Annotated in this window: 19 protein-coding genes; 14 read left to right on the top strand and 5 right to left on the bottom strand. The window is 69.0% G+C overall.

What is annotated here, in order from left to right:
• Window positions 1-13 precede the first annotated feature (13 nt).
• The 12 genes from KGD87_RS27790 (at window position 14) to KGD87_RS27845 (ending at window position 13,858) form a co-directional block, all read left to right on the top strand.
• Entirely contained in the window at window positions 14-1,312 is a 1,299-nt protein-coding gene (locus KGD87_RS27790; protein WP_284663911.1) for a TIGR02270 family protein, read from the top strand.
• 45 nt (window positions 1,313-1,357) lie between these two features.
• A complete protein-coding gene (locus KGD87_RS27795; RefSeq protein WP_284663913.1) occupies window positions 1,358-2,428 on the top strand; it encodes a hypothetical protein in 1,071 nt (356 codons plus the stop codon).
• Window positions 2,425-3,201: an Imm49 family immunity protein gene (locus KGD87_RS27800; RefSeq protein WP_284663914.1), complete on the top strand. Its 777-nt coding sequence runs from the start codon at window positions 2,425-2,427 to the stop codon at window positions 3,199-3,201. Before KGD87_RS27795 ends, KGD87_RS27800 begins: the two co-directional genes overlap by 4 nt.
• Before the next feature lie 285 nt (window positions 3,202-3,486).
• On the top strand, window positions 3,487-4,617 hold the full coding sequence (locus tag KGD87_RS27805) for a PAAR-like domain-containing protein (RefSeq protein WP_284663916.1): 1,131 nt from the start codon (window positions 3,487-3,489) through the stop codon (window positions 4,615-4,617).
• Between the two features lie 5 nt (window positions 4,618-4,622).
• Window positions 4,623-5,204, top strand: a complete 582-nt coding sequence (locus tag KGD87_RS27810; RefSeq protein ID WP_284663918.1) for an imm11 family protein — start codon at window positions 4,623-4,625, stop codon at window positions 5,202-5,204.
• Between the two features lie 103 nt (window positions 5,205-5,307).
• A complete protein-coding gene (locus KGD87_RS27815) occupies window positions 5,308-6,294 on the top strand; it encodes a formylglycine-generating enzyme family protein (RefSeq protein WP_284663919.1) in 987 nt (328 codons plus the stop codon).
• A 484-nt stretch (window positions 6,295-6,778) separates the two neighbouring features.
• On the top strand, window positions 6,779-7,516 hold the full coding sequence (locus tag KGD87_RS27820; RefSeq protein WP_284663920.1) for a TetR/AcrR family transcriptional regulator: 738 nt from the start codon (window positions 6,779-6,781) through the stop codon (window positions 7,514-7,516).
• A 9-nt stretch (window positions 7,517-7,525) separates the two neighbouring features.
• Window positions 7,526-8,521, top strand: a complete 996-nt coding sequence (locus KGD87_RS27825) for a 3-oxoacyl-ACP synthase III family protein (RefSeq protein ID WP_284663921.1) — start codon at window positions 7,526-7,528, stop codon at window positions 8,519-8,521.
• Between the two features lie 26 nt (window positions 8,522-8,547).
• Window positions 8,548-10,107 carry an acyl-CoA synthetase gene (locus KGD87_RS27830; protein ID WP_284663923.1) on the top strand — a complete coding sequence of 520 codons (1,560 nt, stop codon included), beginning with the start codon at window positions 8,548-8,550 and terminating at the stop codon, window positions 10,105-10,107.
• Between the two features lie 102 nt (window positions 10,108-10,209).
• Window positions 10,210-10,845 carry a hypothetical protein gene (locus KGD87_RS27835; protein WP_284663924.1) on the top strand — a complete coding sequence of 212 codons (636 nt, stop codon included), beginning with the start codon at window positions 10,210-10,212 and terminating at the stop codon, window positions 10,843-10,845.
• Window positions 10,846-11,066: 221 nt separating this feature from the next.
• Entirely contained in the window at window positions 11,067-12,665 is a 1,599-nt protein-coding gene (locus KGD87_RS27840; protein ID WP_284663926.1) for a hypothetical protein, read from the top strand.
• A gap of 2 nt (window positions 12,666-12,667) precedes the next feature.
• Window positions 12,668-13,858 carry an alpha/beta fold hydrolase gene (locus KGD87_RS27845; protein WP_284663928.1) on the top strand — a complete coding sequence of 397 codons (1,191 nt, stop codon included), beginning with the start codon at window positions 12,668-12,670 and terminating at the stop codon, window positions 13,856-13,858.
• 60 nt (window positions 13,859-13,918) lie between these two features.
• Here KGD87_RS27845 and KGD87_RS27850 read toward each other — a convergent pair whose 3' ends face one another.
• Window positions 13,919-14,920 carry a lipase family protein gene (locus KGD87_RS27850; RefSeq protein WP_284663929.1) on the bottom strand — a complete coding sequence of 334 codons (1,002 nt, stop codon included), beginning with the start codon at window positions 14,918-14,920 and terminating at the stop codon, window positions 13,919-13,921.
• A gap of 156 nt (window positions 14,921-15,076) precedes the next feature.
• On the opposite strand from KGD87_RS27850, the gene KGD87_RS27855 reads away from it, so the two are divergent.
• Complete coding sequence (locus tag KGD87_RS27855) at window positions 15,077-16,114, top strand: synaptic vesicle VAT-1 family membrane protein (protein ID WP_284663931.1); 1,038 nt, start codon at window positions 15,077-15,079, stop codon at window positions 16,112-16,114.
• Between the two features lie 31 nt (window positions 16,115-16,145).
• Here KGD87_RS27855 and KGD87_RS27860 read toward each other — a convergent pair whose 3' ends face one another.
• Window positions 16,146-17,570, bottom strand: coding sequence for a serine hydrolase (locus KGD87_RS27860; RefSeq protein ID WP_284663933.1), 1,425 nt, complete (start codon window positions 17,568-17,570; stop codon window positions 16,146-16,148).
• Window positions 17,571-17,969: 399 nt separating this feature from the next.
• Here KGD87_RS27860 and KGD87_RS27865 point away from each other — a divergent pair, with 399 nt between their 5' ends.
• The gene (locus KGD87_RS27865) at window positions 17,970-19,487 is read left to right on the top strand and encodes an acyl-CoA synthetase (protein ID WP_284663934.1); all 1,518 of its coding nucleotides are present in this window, start codon (window positions 17,970-17,972) and stop codon (window positions 19,485-19,487) included.
• A 102-nt stretch (window positions 19,488-19,589) separates the two neighbouring features.
• Here the strand turns inward: KGD87_RS27865 and KGD87_RS27870 are convergent, their stop codons facing one another.
• The 3 genes from KGD87_RS27870 to KGD87_RS27880 all read right to left on the bottom strand — a co-directional run bounded on the left by KGD87_RS27870 (window position 19,590) and on the right by KGD87_RS27880 (window position 21,102).
• Entirely contained in the window at window positions 19,590-19,916 is a 327-nt protein-coding gene (locus KGD87_RS27870) for a hypothetical protein (protein ID WP_284663935.1), read from the bottom strand.
• 137 nt (window positions 19,917-20,053) lie between these two features.
• Window positions 20,054-20,467, bottom strand: a complete 414-nt coding sequence (locus KGD87_RS27875) for a hypothetical protein (protein WP_284663936.1) — start codon at window positions 20,465-20,467, stop codon at window positions 20,054-20,056.
• Window positions 20,464-21,102: a hypothetical protein gene (locus tag KGD87_RS27880; protein ID WP_284663938.1), complete on the bottom strand. Its 639-nt coding sequence runs from the start codon at window positions 21,100-21,102 to the stop codon at window positions 20,464-20,466. The genes KGD87_RS27875 and KGD87_RS27880 overlap by 4 nt, the downstream gene beginning before the upstream one ends.
• Window positions 21,103-21,123 lie beyond the last annotated feature (21 nt).

Raw genomic sequence — 21,123 nt, forward strand, 5'->3', positions numbered from 1 at the left:
CCTCTGGGACGTCATGCAGGAGCACCTGGACGAGGCCGCATTCCACTGGCGCCAGCGGGAGCGCGCGCTCGCCTCGTGGGAGGAGTCGCTCGAGGAGGTCGCCGAGGGCGACGAGGCACGCCTGCTCGCGCACGTGGAGGGGCTCGTCATCGGAGGCGCACCCGTCGCCAGGCGGTTGCTGCTGCCCGCCCTGGAGGGCGAGGACCTGTGGCAGGTCGGTCCCGCGGCGCTCGCGCTCCTCGAAAGGGAAGGGGCCGCGTCCCTGGTGCTGCTGCTGCGGGGCCTGACGGAGGGGCCGGAGGAGTCGCGCCCCGAAATCCAACGCGCCTTCGAGCTCGCCGACCGGAGCCGGTTCGAGGCCCTGCTGCTCCCTCAGGTGGCGCGAGTGGGCCCGGAGGCCCAGGCGATGTTGCTGGAGGTGCTGACCGCGTGGCAGGCGGACCCGGGCACGGCGCTTTCTCGGACGCTCGGCGCCGCCGACGCGCCGGCCCTGTGGGAGGCCGCACTGCGCGCAGCGCGCTTCACCGCGCGACCGGTCGCGGAGGGACTCGTGCGGCAGGGGCTGGCGCATGCCGAGGACGCCGTGCGATGCGCGGCCCTGGAGACGGGCCTCATCCTGGGGCTGCGCGAATCGTGGCATGCGTGCCGGCGGCAGGTGGGGGCGCCGGGCGAGGCTGGCCGCCTGGCGACGCTGGCGCTCGCGTCAGGCGGGGAGCCCGCGGACATGCGGCTGCTCCTTGAGGCAGCGGAAGCGTCGCGGCTCCGCGAGGACGTGCTTTGGGCCCTGGGGTTCAGCGGGCGACGGGTCGCGGCCGAGGCGCTGGTGGACGTGATGCAGCGGGAAGAAGCGGTCTCCCGGCTGGCGGCCGAAGCATTCGCCATCATCACCGGACTCGACCTCACGGAGCACCTGCTCACGGACGAACTGGACGACGAAGCCCCTTCATCCGCGGAGGAGGGCGCTGGCGAGATGGGAGCGGCAACAGGCGCATGGCGGGTTCCGCGTCCGCCCGGCCGTGTGCGGGCTGCCTCTGTGCGTGCCTGGTGGCAGAAGGCGCGGACACGCTTCGACGAGCGAGGGCGCTTCGTCCGGGGCGTCCCCTGGAGCCCCGCGGCCGTGTCCGCGGAGTTGACCCATGGGCCCGCGTGCCTGCGCCCGGTCTGGGCGCTGGAGCTGGCGGTCCGCACCCGAGGTGCCCTCCAGGTGGCGACCACGGCACGAGCGGCCTTCCAACTGCGGCAGCTCCAGGGCCTGGTGGCGCTGCGTCTGGACTCGCCGCTCCGCGGTTTCGACAGCCTGATGACCGCCTGAGGGCGGGAGCGTTCTCGCTGGGGAGGTCCCTTGAGTCTGGTGCTGATGGCGACCGGTGCGGTGACGAGCGTCGGACACTCCGTGGAGGCCGCCTGCGCTGCGATTCGCGCCGGTATCTCACGGCCCCGGAAGCTTCGGGAGTTCCGGGTGGTGGAAGAGGAATCCCAGGAGGACATCCCCGTGTCGGGCCACCCCATCCGGGGCTACACGGAGGGCTTCCAGCTCATCGGCCGGTGGCTGCGGCTGGCGCGAGGCGCCGTGGAGGACCTGCTGTCTCATCCCGGCGTGTCGGGCAGGCCTGCTGCCTTCTGGGAGAAGACGGGGCTCGTCGTCGTGACACCCCCCGCGGATGACGAGGTCTTCCTGTCGGCGCCGGGAGGGGCGCTGGAGCAGATTCGCGAGAGCTACCTCCAGCCGCTGCATCGCTCGCTCGGGCTGGCCATCGCCGAGCCGAACGTGGCGCTCATCTCCAGCGGGCACGCGGGCACCGCCGCGGGTCTCCAGCAGGGCCAGCAATGGATGGCCTCACACGGCCTGGAGCGCGTGGTGCTGGTCGCGGTGGATTCGTACCTGGACGAACTGCTTCTCCAGCAGCTCGCCAGTCACCGCCGGCTGAAGACCGAGGACCATCCGGTCGGGTTGATGCCGGGGGAGGCCGGCGTGTGCCTGCTGGTGGAGACGGACGCGAGCGCGCGTCGCCGCGGCGTGGAGTCCGCCATCCGCATCGACACGATTGCGACGGGCCGGGAGCCCGACCACTTCGGCTCAGGGCGGCAGAACATGGGCCGCGGGCTCGCCGCGTGCATCCAGGACGTCCTGTCGGGCCTGCCGTCTCCCTTTGAAGGGGATGTCTACGCCGACCTCAACGGCGAGCAGTGGCGGTCCCATGAGTGGGGTTGCGTTCGCGTCCACCTCGGGACGCGGCTCGGCGCGGCGCGGCTGCACCTGCCTGTCACGTATGTGGGAGACGTGGGGGCTGCCAGTGGCGCGCTGGGCGTATGCCTGGCCGCGCACGACCTCTCGCGGGGCCACGGCCGGCAGGCTTGCTCGCTCGTCGTATCCAGCTCCGAGCACGGCGCGGTGGGCTGCATGTCACTTCGGAGGAGCGACACATGAGCGCCGTGTATCTGCCTGTCTATGTCCAGAATGCGCTGGAGGACAACCTGGGGCTCCTTCCGCGCATCCGTGCGGGGGCACCCCAGCGCAAGGTGCTCGCGTTCTGTCAGAACTTCCGCATCGCGGGCATCGGGAAGCTCTTCCTGGATGGCTCGCCCGACGCGCTCCGCTTTCACCTGCACCAGAGTGGCCGCGCCTTCGCTTTCTTCAGCGCGCACGCAGCGGAGGAGGGGCGACTCGGGAGCAAGGCGCTGCCGTTCTTCGACGCCTTGGCTGCCGGCGACGCTCAGGGAGCGGAGGAGATTGCACGGCACTCCCGGCGGACGTGGGTCCAGGGAAAGGAGTATGAGGAGGACTTCCTCTTCGTGGAGTTCTGTATGCAGCACGCCTGCCTGGGGGCGTCGCGCACCACGCTGGAGGCGCTGCTCGAGCGCTATGAGAAGGCGCTCGAAGGCTCGGAGGACTTCCGGCTGGACGTCTGCAAGGCGCTCATGAACGCCCGCGAAGATGACTTCAACGCGGCGCTGGAGCAGTACCTGGAGGCGCGGAGCGACGAGTGGGCGGAGCTCGAGGACCATGGAAGTGTGGCTCCCGAAGTCCTCGTCACGGAGGGACGCTTTTGCGTCGAGGGGCTCAGCCTGGTCTACATGGCCGAGCGCCAGGGGCTGACGACCGAGCCGGACTACCTGCACATCCCCTCGCTCGCGAGGAAGGGCCGTCCCCCGGCGTTGGATGCCCGCTCCTGGGAGCGCATCGAAGTGGAGACGGACTGAAGGGGATGGGGGGGGCGCTCACCGGTGGGGGCTTGCTTGAAGGGACTGTTGGGCAGGCGCGCATCGCGAAATCACGCCCCACGCTGGCGTGGAATCGGGCAGTTGCGGCCTTGTGGCACCGGGAGGTTCTCGGGAATCCCAATGAGGGTGCTGGAAGGGAGGACCCGTGGAAGCGCGTGTGTCGCCTTCCTGACGAGATGTCTGGTGTTGGCTCTTCTTCAGGCTACCTCCCAGGTAATGTCCAGTGCATGCGGCGCTTGATGCGCGCAAGCCTGGGGGGCACGCATGTCCGACGAGGGCGAGGTGTATATAAATGGCATGACGCCGGTCACCGAGGAGAGCGGAGGCACGGTGGTGGGCTTTCCGGACGTCTGCCGGGTGCCTTCGCCGGGAGGGCCTTTGCCCGTGCCGTTCCCCAACGTCGCGGTGAGCCGGGACCTGGAGAATGGCTCCCGGACGGTGCGCATCCATGGTGCGTCGGTGGCCCTGCGGGACTCATACCTGGGCAGGTCCACCGGCAACGAGGCGGGCACGGCGGGCGGAGGCGTGACGTCGGGGACGACGAAGGGGCGCGCCCACCCGGTGAGCTACTCCGCTGACGTCTTCATCGAGGGCAGGCCGGTGGTGCGCAACCTCGACCTCTTCACGCTGAATGACCACAACACGGCGCCGTTCCCCATCATGCAGCCGCAGGGCGCGCCGCCAGTGGCGGTACGGGTGGAGGAGGTGGCGCAGGGGGAGCCCGAGGAGACGTGTGACTACTGCGGGAAGGAGGCGCACGCCTTTGACAGGAAGGGCAGGGTGGGGTGCAACCTGGGGAACTCGGCGGTGCTGGGGCGAAACATGCTGGAGGGGCGGGAGCTGTCCACGCATCCGTGGTACGCGGGGCCCTTCTCGCTGGCGGCGCACCACCTCATCTGCCTGGAGGCGCTGGACGACGACGGTTGGGCGGCCTTCTGCGCGCAGTTCGGCTACCACCCGGACCGGAATCGGAACGGTGTCTTCCTCCCAATGAAGATGGCGCTCGCGTGCCAGTTGGGTGTGGCGGTGCACCGGGGCAACCATGCCGAGGGTTTCGCCCATGACTTGCACCTGCCGTACCCCAAGGCCGTGAAGAAGAGGCTCCGTGACCTTGAGCGGCGGGTGTTGTCAGGCGAGTACTGCTCGAACCCGGACGCTCTCGCCGCGACCCTGGACAAGGTGAGCGCGGAGATTCTGAAGAGTATCGAATCGGGCTTGTGGACGCTTACCCGGGATGGACTCGACTATCGGGTGGGCGGCGTGGGCTGTGGCGGCTTGCGGAGCATCAGCCAGAAACCCACTTCGGCACCATGCCCACAGGGACGCGATCACGGGCTGGCGCACAGCGTGACGAGACAGCCGCTGCCCGCACGAGCCCTCGTCGTTGGAGCATGACTGCCATGCAGAACGAGTACTGTGTCCTGGAGTCCGCCGCGTCGAATGACTACCCCATGCTGGCTCGGGACGAGTTCTTCGTGGGGCTGGTGAGGCCCAGGCCTGTCAAGCCGTTGGGGCGCCCCGTCAAGCTCAGGCTGGGAAAGCCCATCCCCAGGAATCCCCTCATGGTGGACTTCCACGAGCTGCCCGAGCCGGTGTTCTCTCCGCGTCTCAAGACTGCGTTGGAGGCGCTGGACATCTACGGCGTGCAGTTCATCCCGGCGGATGTCCGAGTGACGCCTGATGATGTGAGACCCTATTGGATCATGCACGTCCACAACTGGATTGCCTGCGTCGACCGTGAGCGCTCGGTGCTGTCGCTCCATGACGACGGGGAGGTCCTCGGAGTCCGAAGGTTGGTGCTGGACGAGCGGTTGCTTCTGGAGATTCCGCTGGAGCGGCGGCTTGCGTTCTGTCTGTCGGAGACCCCCTCCACCCACGTCTTCCACCAGTCGCTAGTGGAGCAGGTGCTGGCCCTGAATCCGGAGGGGCTGCGCTTCATCCCCGTGAGCCAGTGGAGCGATGCCGCCGCCTTTCAGGCGTGAGCCATCCAGAATTCGAATTCACGCTGAGTCCGTCTGGAGTAGCTTGGCGGGAATGTCTACTTTACATCGCTTCGTATATGCCCTTGTGGTCTTGAGCGCCCCCGTGTTCGCGCAGAGTGTCACCAGCCCGTCGGAGTGCCGTTCGTCCTTCGCCCGGAAGCCGTCGCAGCGCTCCATGTGTGTCGAGTGCACGGGCGGCGGCGGGACGTGGGAGAAGAGCAGCAGCGCCGGGAGCTGGGGCTGCGCGCTGCCCAAGGGCGTGGACCGCATCGGCCAGTTCCGCCGCTCGAAGAGCGTGAAGCGCGACGAGGGCCCGAAGAAGCCCAGCTCCGTGGGCGCGCACTTCGCGAAGTACGTCGCCGTCCCCGCGGGTACCTTCCAGATTGGCTCTGACGGCGAAGACGTCGACCGCAAGTCGAACGAGTACGTGGCGCAGGTGAAGCTGACGCGCGGCTTCTCCATGAAGGCCACCGAGGTGACGCAGGGCGAGTGGTTCTTCATCACCGGCAAGCCGAACGACTTCTACGACGCGGAGTGTGGCTACGACTGCGCGGCGGTGGGCATGAACTTCTTCCAGGCCCTGGAGTACCTGAACGCGCTGTCCAAGCGCGAGAAGCTGGAGCCCTGCTACGAGATTGACGGCGACAAGGCGTCGTGGCCGAAGGGGCTCGACTGCAAGGGCTACCGGTTGCCGACCGAGGCGGAGTGGGAGTACGCCGCGCGCGGAAAGTCCACGGAGCGCCGCTACGGCGAGCTGGAGGAGGTCGCCTGGTACGACAAGAACTCCGACAACAAGTTGAAGCCCGTGGCGCAAAAGAAGGCGAACGCCTACGGCCTCTTCGACATGCTGGGGAATGCCGCTGAGTGGGTGTGGGACATCTCGGAGTACACGGCCTTCGACAAGGAGGGCGAGGTGGTGGACCCCATCATCGGCGGGACGACGCTGGGGGACTACGGCGTGGAGCGCACGGTGCGCGGTGGCAGCGCGCTCGACCGGCCCTATGACAGCCGCGCGGCATTCCGCTCCCAGGCGTACCCGAAGGCGTCGTTGGACCGCATTGGCTTCCGGCCGGTGCGCACGCTGCCGTGACGTGAGGGCGTCCGCCACGCGGACGGCCCAGCTCCGTGGAGCATGTCCCCACCCAGACGCGAGGTCGGCCGGGTGGGGAGGTTGTGCGCGTCGTGGCCGTCACACAGGGGTACGTGCCAGTCCGCGCCCTCCCGCGTGAGCCGCTCGTCCAGGTGCGCCACCAGCGCCCCATCGTCGGGCCTGGACGCGGAAATCGCCACCTCCCGAAGCGCCCTGCGCATCTCTCTGCTCGAAGCACGTTGCGCCGACCGCGGCCGCACGGACCGACGATGATGCGGCACGCCGTGCCCGCGCCGCCCCCCCAGCGCGGGAGCACCGTGCCCCACCGCGACCTGGGACGCGCGAGGCGCGCATTCACGCTAGGCTCTTCTGTCGTTGGCGCGACACGCGCGCTGACGCTCCGCGTCGTATGTGCGCTTTGACGCGCGGAGCCATCGACCGTGCTTTGACACCCTCTCTGCCGGGTGCTACCGCTAGGTGAAACATGAATCGGGCTTCAGCTTCTCCAGACCGCTCCGGACCCGTCACGCCGCGAGGCCAGAAGACGCGTGCGAAGCTGTTGAAGGCCGCGGAGTCGGTCTTCGGTGAGAAGGGCTACGAGCGCGCCTCCATCGCGGACATCACGCGCAAGGGTGGCGTGGCGCTCGGGACGTTCTACGTCTACTTCCCCGACAAGCAGTCCATCTTCGTCGAGGTGGTGGACGAGCTGGGCACGCGCCTGCGCCGGCTCATCGCCGAGTCCGTGGCCGACTGTGAGCACCGCGTCGACGTGGAGCGCCAGGGCCTGCGCACCTTCTTCCAGTTCGTGCGGCAGCACCCCAACCTCTATCGCGTGGTGCGCCAGGCGGAGTTCGTGGATGAGGCGTGCTACCGCCGCTACTACGACCGCTTCGCGCGCGGCTACGTGAGCGGGCTCACCCGCGCCATGGAGGCGGGCGAGGTGCGGCGCATGGACCCGGAGGCGCTGGCCTATTGCCTCATGGGCATCAGTGACTTCCTCGGCATGCGCTGGGTCCTCTGGGAGGAGGACCCGGGGCTCGAGCGCGTGCTCGACACCGCGATGACGCTCATCTCCCACGGCCTGGACCCGCGCGCGTCCACGGGCCGCAACACCGTGAAACCCTCCGCTGCTTCGAAGCCGAAGCCGAAGCTCAAGCCGAAGACCCCGAAGAAGAACACCCTGCGTTCCGCCCGCCGCCCGGCGCGCGCCGCCCGGAGCTGACGAACACCCATGCGATACGCCCAGATTCTCTCCACTGGCCGCTACGTCCCCGAGAAGGTCCTCACCAACGCCGACGTCGAGAAGATTCTCGGTGAGAAGGTGGATGAGTGGCTCCAGCAGAACGTGGGCATTCGCGAGCGCCACATGATGGCGGATGACCAGGCCACCTCCGACCTCTGCGTGGGCGCCGCCCGCCAGGCGCTGGAGCGCGCGGGCACGAAGCCGGAGGCGCTGGACCTCATCATCATCGCCACCGACACCCCGGACTACCTCAGCCCCGCCACCGCCTCCGTGGTGCAGGCGAAGCTGGGCGCGGTGAACGCCGGCACCTACGACCTCAACTGCGCGTGCGCGGGCTGGGTGACGGCGCTGGACGTGGGCTCCAAGACGATTGCCGCGGATGACAGCTACCAGCGCATCCTCGTCGTGGGCGCCTACGGCATGTCGCGCTACATCAACTGGAAGGACAAGAAGACGGCCACCCTGTTCGCGGACGGCGCGGGCGCGGTGGTGCTGGGCGCGGGTGACACGCCCGGCTTCATGGGCGCGAAGCTGCTGGCCAACGGCGAGTACCACGACGCGCTCGGCGTCTACACCGGCGGGACGAACCGCCCGGCCACCGCCGAGTCGCTGGCGCTCACGGGCGGCAAGCCCGCGGTGCAGTTCGTCCGCAAGTTCCCCGCGACGTTCAACACCGAGCGCTGGCCCATGCTGCTGGACCAGCTCCTCAAGCGGCAGAACCTGAAGCTGGACGACGTGAAGCAGTTCGTCTTCACCCAGCTCAACCTGCGCACCATCGAAGCGACCATGAAGATTCTGGGCCAGCCGATGGAGAAGGCCCACTACACCATGGACAAGTGGGGCTACACCGGCTCGGCCTGCATCCCGATGACGCTGGATTACGCGGTGGTGCAGGGCAAGGTGAAGCGCGGCGACCTGGTGGCCCTGTGCGCCAGCGGCGGCGGGCTCGCCATGGCCTCCGCCCTCTACCGCTGGACGGCCTGAGTCACGCCATGACGGAGGGCGCTCACATGTTCATCGGTGACTGGATGGGCCGTGGCGCCCTGTACTGGCCCGACAGCGTCGCGGTGGTGGACCCCTCCCGAGGGGACGCGGGCCGCTTCACCTACCGCGCGATGAACACGCGCGCCACCGCGCTGGGCGGCTGGCTGCGTGACGTGGCCGGCGTGAAGAAGGGGGACCGGGTGGGCATCGTGGCCCACAACGGCGTGGAGTACCTGGACGCGCTGTTCGCCTGCGCGAAGCTCGGCGCCGTCTTCGTCCCCTTCAACTGGCGCCTGCACGCCGCCGAGCTGGCGGACCTGGTGCGCTCCATCCGCCCCGGCGTGCTCCTCTTCGGCGACGACTTCGGTGACACCGTGGCGGACGTCCGCGAGCGCCTGGGCGGCGGCCCCCGGCTGGTGGCCCTGGAGTCGCGAGGCCTGCCGGGCGCGGACGCCTACGCCGCGGCGCTGGCCCACGTGCCGGGCGCGCCGGTGACGCAGGACGCGGTGTCCGAGGAGGACATCCTCTGTCTCATCTTCACCGGCGGGACGACGGGGCGCTCGAAGGGCGCGCGCGTCAGCTACCGCATGGTGGCGTGGAACACGCTCAACACGCTGGTCCACGAGGTGCGGCCCGGCGACGTCACGGTGACGCACACGCCCATGTTCCACACGGGCGGGCTGCTCGTGTACACGCTGCCGCTGCTCACCGTGGGCGGCACCGTCGTCCTCATGCGCCGGTGGGAGCCGGAGGCGCTGCTGGACCTCATCCCCCGGGAGCAGGTGACGCTCTTCTTCGCGGTGCCCACGCAGTACCAGCAGTTGTTGGAGTCGCCGCGCTTCAAGACGACGGACTTCTCCTCCGTGCGCTTCATGACCAGCGGCGGCGCCGCGCTGCCGGTGCCGCTCATCCAGGCGTGGCAGGCGGTGCACCCGGTGCCCTTCAAGCAAGGCTTCGGGATGACGGAGTTCGGCCCGGGCCTCTTCAGCATGGGGCCGGAGTTCGCGGTGTCGAAGGCGGGCTCCATTGGCCGGCCCAACTACTTCATCGCCGCGAAGCTGGTGGATGACGACGGCCGGGAGGTCCCCACGGGCGAGGTGGGCGAGTTGCTCCTCAAGGGTCCCTCCATGTGCTCCGGCTACTTCGAGGACGAGGCCGCCACGCGCGAGACCATCGACCCGGACGGGTGGCTGCACACCGGCGACCTGGCGCGCAGGGACGCGGACGGCTTCTTCACCATCGCCGGGCGCAAGAAGGACATGTTCATCTCCGGCGGGGAGAACATCTACCCGCTGGAGCTGGAGGCCGCGCTGTACGAGCACCCCGCCGTCGCCCAGTGCGCCGTGGTGGGCGTGCCCGACGAGAAGTGGGGCGAGGTCGGCCGCGCCTTCGTGGTGTTGAAGCCGGATGGGAAGGTTTCGTCGGAGGCGCTGTTGGAGCACCTGCGGGGACGCGTGGCGCGCTTCAAGGTGCCCAAGCGCGTGGAGCTGCTGGAGCGCCTGCCCATCTCCGCGGCCGGAAAGATTCTCAAGCGCGAGCTTCGCGACGCGGCCGTGGCCGCGGACCGGGACCGCTCGCGTCATTGAGCGTGAAGGCACCTTGAAGGACGGGCCACGCCAACGGTGGCTCGCTGCCTGTCGACTGTCGCGTCAGCCCGGCGATGCCCGCCGGAGGAAGAGGAGCAACCCATGAAGAAGATGCTGCTGTCCGCGGTGATGACGTCTGCGCTGTCCCTGGTGGGCTGTGGTGAGAGCGACCCTATCGACAACGGCCCCGACAACACCCCCAACCTGAGCACGTCGCAGGGCATCCTGACGTTCCTGGAAGGAAAGACGCTGACGATGACCGGGGACGACATCCCGACCCATCCGAACGGCTTCAGCGAGGACGTCAACTTCGGCGCCAGCTCGCAGTGCTACCAGCGCGTCACCATGTCGGTGCAGGGCGGCAACTTCCGGGTGGACAGCATCCCGGGCACCATCGAGGGCGCGCCGCAGGCGGGCCAGACCGGCACCTGCAACCCGGACCTGCCGCAGAACGCGCTGTCCTTCACCTCCACCGTCGTGAGCATCGAGAACGTGTCGGCGAACGGCGAGTGCTTCGACGTCGCGTTCACCTTCCCCGGCTTCCGCCAGGTGGGCCGCGGCTCGTTCTCCGCGGACCAGCGGCGGCTGGACCTGGAGCTCTTCTTCGAGGGCGGCGCCACGGGCGCCAACTGCGCGGCGGGCGGCGTGGGCTCGGCCACGGTGAACCAGGTCATCGCGGGCGAGAGCCGTCCATTCGAGGGCAGCGCGGTGCAGAGCTACGTCATCAGCGGCAGCTAGCGTGAAACCCGCCGGGAGGGAGGCGTGCTCCTCCTCCCTTCCGTGTGGGGCCCGCGCCCGGCGGTCGCCGTGTGGCGCGGTCGCAGGGGTGGAGCACGCAGACGTTCGCAGTCCGGCCGGAAGGCTGGGAGCGCCCCGCGCACGGGGCCGAGGTGTTTATGGCACGGTGGTGGTTTTCCGAGGCACGCAGGGCGGCGCGGCGGTCCGCGGGAGCCCTGGCGTTGGCGCTGGCGGGGGTGTCGCTCCCGGCGGCGGCGCAGAGCACGCCGGTTCCCGGCCTCTACTTCGGTGAGTGGAACGACGAGACGAACCGCGACGAGGACGCGAAGCCGCGCGAGTTCAGCCTCATCAACTACTTCTTCACGCGCGTGTCGGTGCAGAACCAGGTCGGCGACCCGGCCGGCCTCCGCGGCGTGGCGCTGGGCCCCATCGGCCTGCCCGCGGGGAGCGCGGTGCGCGCCGAGCCCGGCCTGTCCGCGTACTTCATCGAGCAGCGGTGGATTCCGGTGCTGGAGTACAGCCCCCACTTCGTGGACGGGCTGGCCTCCTTCCGGGCCCAGTTCGAAATCGACTACATGTGGGGCCGCTCCGCCAACGCGCTCCAGCAGAACGAGGGCGGCGGCTTCAACGCCGACCAGGTCAACATCCAGACGAAGAACGTCAACGTCGCGCTGTACCCCACGCGCAACCCGCGGCAGTTGACGCTGCTGGTGGGCACGCAGCCGGCCTACGACAACGTCTACGACCCCACGCGCACGCCGCTGTCGGACATCACCCGCACCGGCTACAAGATGAGCTTCCTGGGCAGCGACGCCACGGGCCTCTCGCTCTTCAGCGGCTACAAGGGCCTGGCCAAGCTGAGCCTGCTGCCGCTGGGCACCGCGCAGGCGGACAAGGCCACGCGCAACGACCCTCGCCTGAAGTACATCTGGCTCATCACTGGTGACTACGTGTACCCGGTGCGGCCCAACACGAACGTGGGCCTGTCGCTGTGGTTCCTCAACGACCAGACGAAGGGGGACGCCTACGCCTTCGAGGGCCTGGTGAAGAGCGGCCCGTCCTCCACGGGCCTCAACACCTTCACGGGCACGGCGCGCTTCGACATCGCGCGGCCCACGGGCAACGTCTTCTGGGCGGGCGCCAACTTCAACCACAACATCGACTTCCGCACGGGCCGGTTCGGCGCGTCCGGCTTCGTCATGTACAACGGCGGCAAGTACGTCAGCGACGACCCTGAGCGCTCCGCCCTGGACGAGCTCACCATCTCCGGCCTCTCCGCCAACCTGGAGCTGATGTACCAGTGGGGCCGCGGGGCCGCGGACATGCTCACGCTGGAGGGCATGTACACCACCGGTGACAGCGACCTGTCCGACTCGCGTTACACCGGCGCCTTCACGCTCAACCAGTACGGCCTGCCGGGCGCGGTGTGGTTCAACCACAAGATGCTCATCCTGTTCCCGTTCACCAGCACGGTGAACAACTACACGGGCGCGGTGACGGACATCTCCAACCAGGGCTACGGCATGCGCGCGGCCATCGCCACCGCGGCGTGGGACATGGTGCCCAACAAGCTGAACCTCAAGCTGGGCGTGGGCACCGCCACCTCCGACGCGACGCCCGTGCGGTGGACGCCCGAGGTCGAGCGCGGCCGGTACATTGGCACCGAGGTCAACGCGGAGCTGCGCTACCACATCCGCTACCTCATGACGGCCGGCCTGCACGCGGGCTACCTGTTCCGGGGCAGCTTCTACGAGGGCTCGCCCACCATCCGGACCAACCCCTTCTCCGTCTTCACCACCTTCACCTGGTACGCGTTCTGACCATGAGCACCTCCCGCGCATTCACGGCCCTGCTCCTCGCGGCGGGGCTCTCCTCCGCCGGTTGCGTGCGCTCGTTCGCGCAGCAGCCCGCGCTCTCCTTCCAGGACCTGGACTACACCTCCGAGGGCTCGAAGCAGCCCTGGCCGGTGAAGCGGCTGGCGCTGCCGCGCACCGCGAACCAGTACGGCATGGCCGTGGTGCCCGAAATGGCCTACGTGGACATGCCCGGCAGCGGCCCGGACGCGAAGGCAGTCGTCTTCATCCACGGCCTGGGTTCGTACCTGAAGTTCTGGCGGGCGCAGCTGGACGCCTTCCAGCAGCAGGGCTACCGCGTCATCGCGGTGGACCTGCCCGGCTACGGCAAGTCCGACAAGCCCGGCAGCTTCCCGTACACCATGGAGGCCATGGCGGACGCGGTGCTGGAGCTGGTGGACACCCTGGGCCTGGACACGCCCGTGCTCGCCGGCCACTCCATGGGCGGGCAGACGTCGCTCTCCTTCGCCATCCGCTACCCGGCGTCGCTCAGCGGGCTGGTGCTGGCGTCGCCCGCCGGCTTCGAGAAGTTCAGCTGGCGGGAGAAGGAGTGGTTCGCGCGGGTGATGAGCTTTGAGTTCATCAAGACCGCGCCGGAGGCCAGCATCTGGGGCAGCGTGCGCCAGGCCAACTTCATGCACTGGCGGCCGGAGCTGGAGTGGCTGATTGAGGAGCGCGTGCGGCTGGCGAAGTCGCCCGAGTTCGACGCCTACGCCTACGCCAACGTGCGCACGGTGCGGGGCCTGTCCAACAACGACTTCGTGCGCGGAAACCTGCACCGCGTCACCGTGCCCACCGTCATCATCTACGGCACGGATGACCGGCTCATCCCCAGCCCCTTCCTCCACGGCGGCGAGGCGCGCGGCGTCATGGAGTACGGCGCGTCCCACATCCCCGGCGCGAAGCTGGTGGCGCTGGAGGGCTGCGGGCACACCGTGCAGCTCGACTGCACGGAGCGCTTCAACGAGGCGGCCTTCGCCTTCGTCCGCGACGTGGCGGCGGAGCGCATCGAGGTGCCGTCCGCGCCCGCGAAGGAGGAGGCGCCGCGGCCGGAGGCTCCGCCCGCGCCGGCATCCGAGCCGCTCACGCCGGAGAGTCTGCCTCCGCCCACGCCGGGCCAGGAAGGCGAGCCGACGCCGGGCGTGCTGCCCCAGCCGTAGCGCGCTGCCCGGTGCACCTCCACCCCGGATGCGCGGGTGGAGGCGCTCGCGTGGAGCCGGCTACGGGATGGTGTGGTTGACCACCATGCCGTACTGGACCTCCGCCGTCAGGTCCTTCGAGTTGAAGTGGCCGTAGGGGTAGCCGGTGTAGCGCTTCTCGCCTGTCTGTCCGGGGAGGCGCGACGTGTACTCGCCGTAGACGATGCCGTCGTAGCCGATGATTTCGTCCGCCGTGGAGTAGAGGGCGTAGCGGTAGGCGCCCTCGTAGCCGCTCTTGGCGCGCAGGTCATTGAGGTACGCGGAGCGGCCGGTGACGCTGCCCCAGTAGAGGTAGCCCGGGTACAGGCCGTTGGTGGAGCCGCAGGTGGGCGTCGACGGGCCAGACATGTAACAAGACGTCAGGCCCAGGTTGGCGCCGGCGATGCCGACGAAGGTGTCCACCGAGGACGTGAGCGGCGCGCCCACGTTGTAGCTGCCGCCGTCCGCAGCGTCGTGGGCCGTGCCGCCGAGGATGGCCTTGCGCGCCAGCGTCACGCCCATGGAGTGGGTGATGATGTCCACCTTCGAGGCGCCGGTGTACGCCTTCACCGCCTCGATGAACTTGCGCACCTTCATCACGTTCTGCTTCGAGTGGTACTGGTTCGCGGACTGGAGCGCGTTGGCCGGGCCCCACGTCGTCGCGTACAGCTCGCTCGTCTTGTAGCCCCGCGAGTGGAAGTACTCGATGGAGTTCGTCCAGCCCGTCTGGCCGAAGACGCCCGAGCCCACCGCCTTGTCCGAGTTGCCGTGGATGAAGATGACGGGCTGCTTCGTCACGGTGTCGGAGGCGCTGGCCTTGCCGCCGTAGCTTCCGCCCTTGAGGTCCGCGCGGACGAAGTCGTAGCTGTTGTAGCCGTTGGACGACAGCCAGTTGCGGAAGTGCGTGGTGGCGCCGGAGGTGGAGACCGCCGCGGCCTCCACCACGCCGAGCGCCTCCTCGTGGGGCGCGAGCTCCTCGCCGCAGCCGGTGGTGATGCCAAGCAGCAGCGTGCTCGCGAGATACAGCGAAGGCCTCAGACGCATGGGCATGCTCCTAATGTTTGTTTTTGGAGAGCGCGTCCGGAACAGGAACTGTCCTCGAGCGCGATACACAGTCTAGAGACATCTCCCGCGAGCGTCTTCCGTCGTCTGGACGTGCATGGACGTTGTCGCGCTGCGTCGCGTGGTACTCAACGGGGTATGCGCGCACGCAAGGTCGTCATCCGCAAGGCAGGTGGGTACGGGCAGCTCCACCTTGAAGAGGTGAATCAGGATTCACCTGGAGTCGGGGAGGTCCGGGTGGCCACCGAGGCCATCGGGGTGAACTATGCGGACTGCGTCATCCGCATGGGGCTGTACGCCTCCGCGAAGGAGTACGTGGGGTGGCCCATCACCCCGGGCTTCGAGTTCGCCGGCCGGGTGGAGGCCGTGGGCGAAGGGGTGGAGGACCTGGCTCCCGGCGCGCGGGTGTTCGGTGTGACGCGCTTTGGTGGGTACGCCACCCACGTCACCGTGCCCCGTCACCAGGTGTTCGCCTTGCCCGCGCGGCTGAGCATGGAGCAGGCCGCGGGGTTCCCCACGGTGTTCCTCACCGCGTACTACGCGCTCTTCGAGCTGGCGCACCCGCGCCCGGGCGCCCATGTGCTGGTGCACTCGGCGGCGGGGGGCGTGGGCGGGGCGTTGCTGCAGTTGGGCCGCATCGCCGGGTGCCGGATGGTGGGCGTGGTGGGTGGGACGCACAAGGTGGAGACGGCGCTCGCGCAGGGGGCGGCGGTCGTCATCGACAAGAGCCGGGAGGCCTTGTGGGCCGCGGCGGAGCGGGCGGCGCCTCGAGGGTATGACGTGGTGCTGGACGCGAACGGGCCGTCCACGCTGCGCGACAGCTACAAGCACCTGGCGTCGCCGGGGAAGCTGGTCATCTACGGCTTCCACTCCATGCTGCCACGCACGGGAGGACGGCCGAACTACGCGAAGCTGGCCTGGGACTGGTTGAGGACGCCGCGGTTCGACCCGCTGACGCTCACCAACGACAACACCAGCGTGCTGGCGTTCAACCTGTCGTACCTGTTCGAGCAGCGCGCCGTGCTGGAAGAGTCCATGGCGCGGCTCCTGGGCTGGCTGGAGGAGGGGAAGCTGGTGCCGCCTCCGGTGAAGTCGTTTCCGTTGGACGCGGTGGCGGATGCACACCGGGCCCTGGAGTCCGGCGGTACGGTGGGGAAGTTGGTGCTGGTGCCGTGAGGGCGTGCTCGGCCTGGTCGAGCGCTCCTCTCTATCGAGCGGGGCGGGGTGCCTGTTGGCGCGCGGCGTCCCGCCGGAGTGGAGGCCGGGCTCGCTGGCGCTCCCGCATCATCGCGTCGATGCGGCGGCCCAGGGCTGGGATGCGCTGCGTGTAGCTGATGGACGTGCTGATGTAAGGGAAGCCGTCTTCGCCCTTCGCGAAGTCAGCCGCGTCAGTTACCTTCGCGTCGTAGTAGCGGTAGCCCAGGTTGGACAGGAACACGACGATGTACCGGCGCCAGGGTTTGCCGGGCAGGGCGCGGACGATGCCGCCGTCGCTGCCGTAGTTCTCCGTCAGCCCTGTCTTGTGGAGGAAGGTGACCTCCGCCGTCGCGTTGCAGGGGCGCGTGTCCCGGCCGAAGGCGGTCTCCGCCGCTGTCACCGTGCCGTCCTCGGGGTGCACCCATCGCGATGGGACCGCCGCGGGGATGCCTGGCTCCGCGCGGGCGTCTCCGCACAGCAGCGTGGAGGACAGCGCTTCATGCAGGGACTGGTCGGCGAGCAGGGCTTGGAGGTGGGCCCTGGACGCGCCAGAGAGCGCCTTCGCCGTCACCTCTCGGCCCGAGGCGGTGTGCCAGAGGACGCCGGGGCCTCCTTCGATGAGCAGCAACAGCCGCGCGGTATCCAGCGCCGTCATGTGAATCTGGCCGGGGTTCCAGCTCCGGCCCGTCACCGGGGACGTGCCGTGGATTTGCAGTGTGTCCAGGCCCAGCGCCGCCAGCTCCGCGTTGAGGCCCGCCATCGCGCCTTGCGCGTGGAGCAGCTTCACCAGGGCCTCGGTGGCGGTGTTGTCCGATTCAGTCACCATCGGCTCCAGCCAGTCGCGTATCGGGCGCGTGCCCTGGTCCTCGGTGTCCCGGAGGAAGCGCCAGGGCTGGTCCAACGTGAGATGACCCTGGTCCACCCACCGGAGGACGCGAAAGGCGATGAGCAACTTGAAGAGCGAGGCGGGGTAGGGCGCCATGAAGCGCAGCGGCGCTTTGTCGCGTCCGGGAACCAGGGCTTCCGTGGGGGTGGTGTTCTGGGCGCCGCTGTCCCAGAGGTCCAGATTCCACGCCGTGAAACGCACCGCCGTGGTGCCCAACGTTTCGACGTCGATGGGGACGATGACGCCAGCCGGGTAGTCGCGAGACAGCAGCACGTTGGCGGCGGCAGTGGGACGGCTCCGGGCGTCCAGCTCGATGACGGCGACGTCGACGTAGGGCGCCTGGGTGATGCGCGCACCGGCGCGCTTGAAGTCGAGCACCTGGTCGAAGCCCGTGTCCCGCACGGCCGCGAGGAGTGACTGTTCCAGGGTGGCGGAGGACTTCGCGCGGCGGGTGCGCTCGGCGCGCGGTAGCCGTGTGGAGGCGGCTCCTGCTTCCGCGCACAACACGAGGGCCAGCGCGACGAGCGGCTTCCTCCAGCATGGACTCATGAGCGACCTCGGGGCCTCTTCTGGGCGGAGGCTGACGCCAATGGGAGCGACAAGTTCGATGCGTCCTTCTTCGACGGTCGCCGGGTGGTGCTCTTTCGTGCCCCTGGCCTTCGACCTCGATACGCCGGGAAGCGGCTCCCCTGCCCATACTCGACGGATGGATCTCGCTGCCGCGTGGAGGTCTTGACCAGGAGCTGGCGCTCTCCCATCGACCGGAGTCGCTTCCTGCGCGCACCTGGGGCAGGGCGAGAAGGGCTTCCCCAGGGGCGTCGCATCATGCGTGAACCTAGCGAGTTTGAGGGGAGTTTGAGTCTACCCTCCACAGTGGAGGGTAGACTCAAACTCCATTCAAACCTCCAGCCGGAGCGCCGCGAGGGCTCCTCAGCTAGCGTGGAGCCCATGCCCATCGTCCATGACTGGCTGGCCCGGCGTGCCTCGCTGGCCCCTGAGCATACCGCCCTCATCGACGCCGACCATGGCGAGCGGCGCATCTCCTTTCGGGAATGGAACGATGCGGCTTCGCGTACCGCCGCCTTCCTCCACCATGGACTGGGCGTGGGGCGAGGGGACCGGGTCGCAGTGCTCGCCTACAACTGCGTCGAGTTCCTCGACCTCTTCTTCGCGTGCGCGAAGCTGGGCGCCGTCCTTCAGCCCCTCAACTGGCGGCTGAGCGCCACGGAGTTGGGCGGGCTGCTCGCGGATGCCGAGCCCTCCGTGTTCGTCTTCGGGCCGGAGTTCCGCGCCCAGGTGGACGCCGTGCGGCCTGGCGCGTCCTTCGTGCGTCACTGGCTCAGCCTCGCGGCTCCAGGGCCTGGCGAGCGCGCCTTCTCCGAGCGCGACACGCAGACGGACGTGTCCCTTCCGCCGCTGGAGCTGGAGGCGGATGCCCCGTGGGTGCTCTGCTACACGGGCGGGAGCACCGGCCTGCCGAAGGCCGCGGTGCTCACGCACCGCTCCATCACCGCCAACGCGGTGAACACGGTGATGGGCTGGGGACTGACCGCCGATGACGTGGCCATCCTCAATGCGCCGCTGTTCCATGCCGGCGGCCTCAGCGTCTTCACCGCGCCGCTGGCCTACGTCGGCGGCGCCTCGGTGGTGTGCCGGAGCTTCGACGTGGAGGGCGTGTTCGACCTCGTGGAGCGGGGCGTGGTGAGCCTCTTCTTCGGCGTGCCCACCATGTTCATCGAGATGCAGCGCCACCCGCGCTTCGATGCCGTGGACCTCTCACGCCTCAAGCTGGTCATCAGCGGCGGCGCGCCCTGCCCGGAGCCCGTCTTCGAGCGCTTCTTCGCTCGGGGCGTGGACTTCAAGACGGGGTATGGCCTCACCGAGGCGGGCCCCAACAACTTCTGGCTTCCGCCGGAAGACGTGCGCCGCAAACCGGGCGCGGTGGGGGTGCCCCTGTTTCACGTCGAGGCCCGCATCGACGGTGAGACGCAGCCGGGCGACGTGGGCGAGCTGCTCTTGCGAGGCCCTCACCTGTGCGCGGGCTACTGGCGCCGCCCCGAGGACACCGCCCGCACCTTCGCGGACGGCTGGCTGCACACCGGCGACCTGGCCACGCGGGACGCGGAGGGCTGCTTCCGCATCGTGGGTCGCAGCAAGGACCTCATCATCTCCGGCGGTGAGAACATCTACCCGTCGGAGGTGGAGAGCGTCCTCGCGGGGCACCCCGACGTGGCGGAGGTCGCTGTCATCGGCGTGGCGGACCCGAAGTGGGGGGAGACGCCGCGCGCGCTGGTCGTCGCTCGGCCGGGCACCTCGCCTTCGGCGGAGGCCCTGCTGCGCTTCTGCGACGGACGGCTCGCCCGCTACAAGACGCCCAGGTCGGTTCGCTTCGTGGACGCCCTGCCGAGGACCTCCGCCGGCAAGGTGGACCGGCGCGCGCTCGGCGTCGCCCACGGCGCGCCCTGAGTTGCCCACAAGTCCTCCCCAGGGCCGTGGCACTGGCGGCTGCGCATCCGTTCGTGCCGGGCCGCCCGCAGTGGTGGCCCGGCCGACGACGGAAGAGGCGCGTCAGGGCCTGGGGCGAGTCTGGATGCCCACCGCCAGGATGCGCATGGCCCGGACGTCCACGGCGTAGGTCGTGACCTCCTGAAGCGGCTTGCCGGAGATGGCTTCCACGGAGAGCGCCGGTGAAGGCGGGCAGGTCGCGTCGTTCTGCTGGAACTCAACCAGGACCACGCCCTCCGAGCCGAGCGCGGAAGTCACGTCGTAGGACTGAGGCAGGTAGAGGCAGGCCTCGTCGGGGCGAACACCCGGGGGGATGGCTGCACCGCGTGGCCTGAAGTCATCCATGGCGAGCTGAATGGCCGCGGCGGTGTTCCCTTCCAGGTGGAGCATCCCTTCCGATGGGAGCTCGAGTGGGAAGGTGAACCCCGCTGCTTCTTCGGGTGTCGCTCGGGGAAGGAGCGGCGCGGTCGTGGCGCAGCCCATCGACAGGGCTCCGAGCACGAGGAGCGAAAGTGGCCCAGAGCGCGTCATGGCTGCTGCACCGCCAGGATGCGCCACGCGCGAGTGTCCACCGCATAGGTGGCGCCCATGTCGGTGACGGGGCCTTCTTGCATGCAGGCACCTGGGCTGACGGAGAAACGAACGAGGAGGATGCCTTCTGGCATGGGGGAGGTCCTCACGTCATAGGACTGCCGCTGATTCAGGCAGACCTCCACGGGGGAGGCGTTGCCCGGAAGGCGAACGTGCCTGGGACGGAAATCATCTATCGCCAACTGGATGGCGGCCGCCGTTGCCGAAGGCAGCGCGTGTCGGCCGTCAGCGGGAAGCGCGTCCGGGAACTTGAACCACGCGGCTTCTTCCGGTGCGGCGCGTGGGAGCGTCGCGGAGCGGGGGACACATCCGGACAGCAACATGCAGAGTGCAAGGAGCTTGGACTTCATTCCGTCACCGTGGTGATGCGGCCGGTGGCCTTGTCTTCGGGAAGGATGCGTCCAACGAGCCTCCATCGCTGGGCCTCCCGGACGTACAGTTCGCCAGGCCGGGTCTCATTCGCATGGGGGACGAGCTTATGGATGATGCACCGGGAGTCGAACTGGATGCGGATGAAGTATCGCTGGGTGTTCGCTCTTCGGTCCTCTTCCGACATGGGGGACGGCGACCAGGGGTGACTGTGATAGTCGGCGATGACTGATGCCCGGCCGCGTGTGTCCTGGACGCTCATGGGCGCGTAGCAGGTCTTTCGTCTGCTGGGGCCCACCGGCCGTTTCGTACCCAGTGGGGATGGGAAGCTCGCATGGTAGATGCCATCGCCCAGGCTATAGAGCGCCCCGCAGTACTCCTGGCCATGGTCGCCGTCCGTCGCGCCCGGCAGCCGCATGATGGCGGGGCAGAGCTGGTCGATGACCACGTCGATGTCATTGGAAGGGGAGATGGCCTCCCAGGGCCCTCGGACCCAGACACGCCGGTTGGTGGCGTTCGCGAAGCCATAGTGCTCGGCTTCGCGCGGCATCCATGGGGTGGCAGCGCACGCGGCGAACCAGAGGTTGGCGAAGAGCAAGCACCGTGCGTGGCGCATTCCTGGGAAGGTAGCAGCCAA

Source organism: Myxococcus sp. SDU36, assembly GCF_030168875.1.
In the GTDB taxonomy this organism is placed as follows: domain Bacteria; phylum Myxococcota; class Myxococcia; order Myxococcales; family Myxococcaceae; genus Myxococcus; species Myxococcus vastator.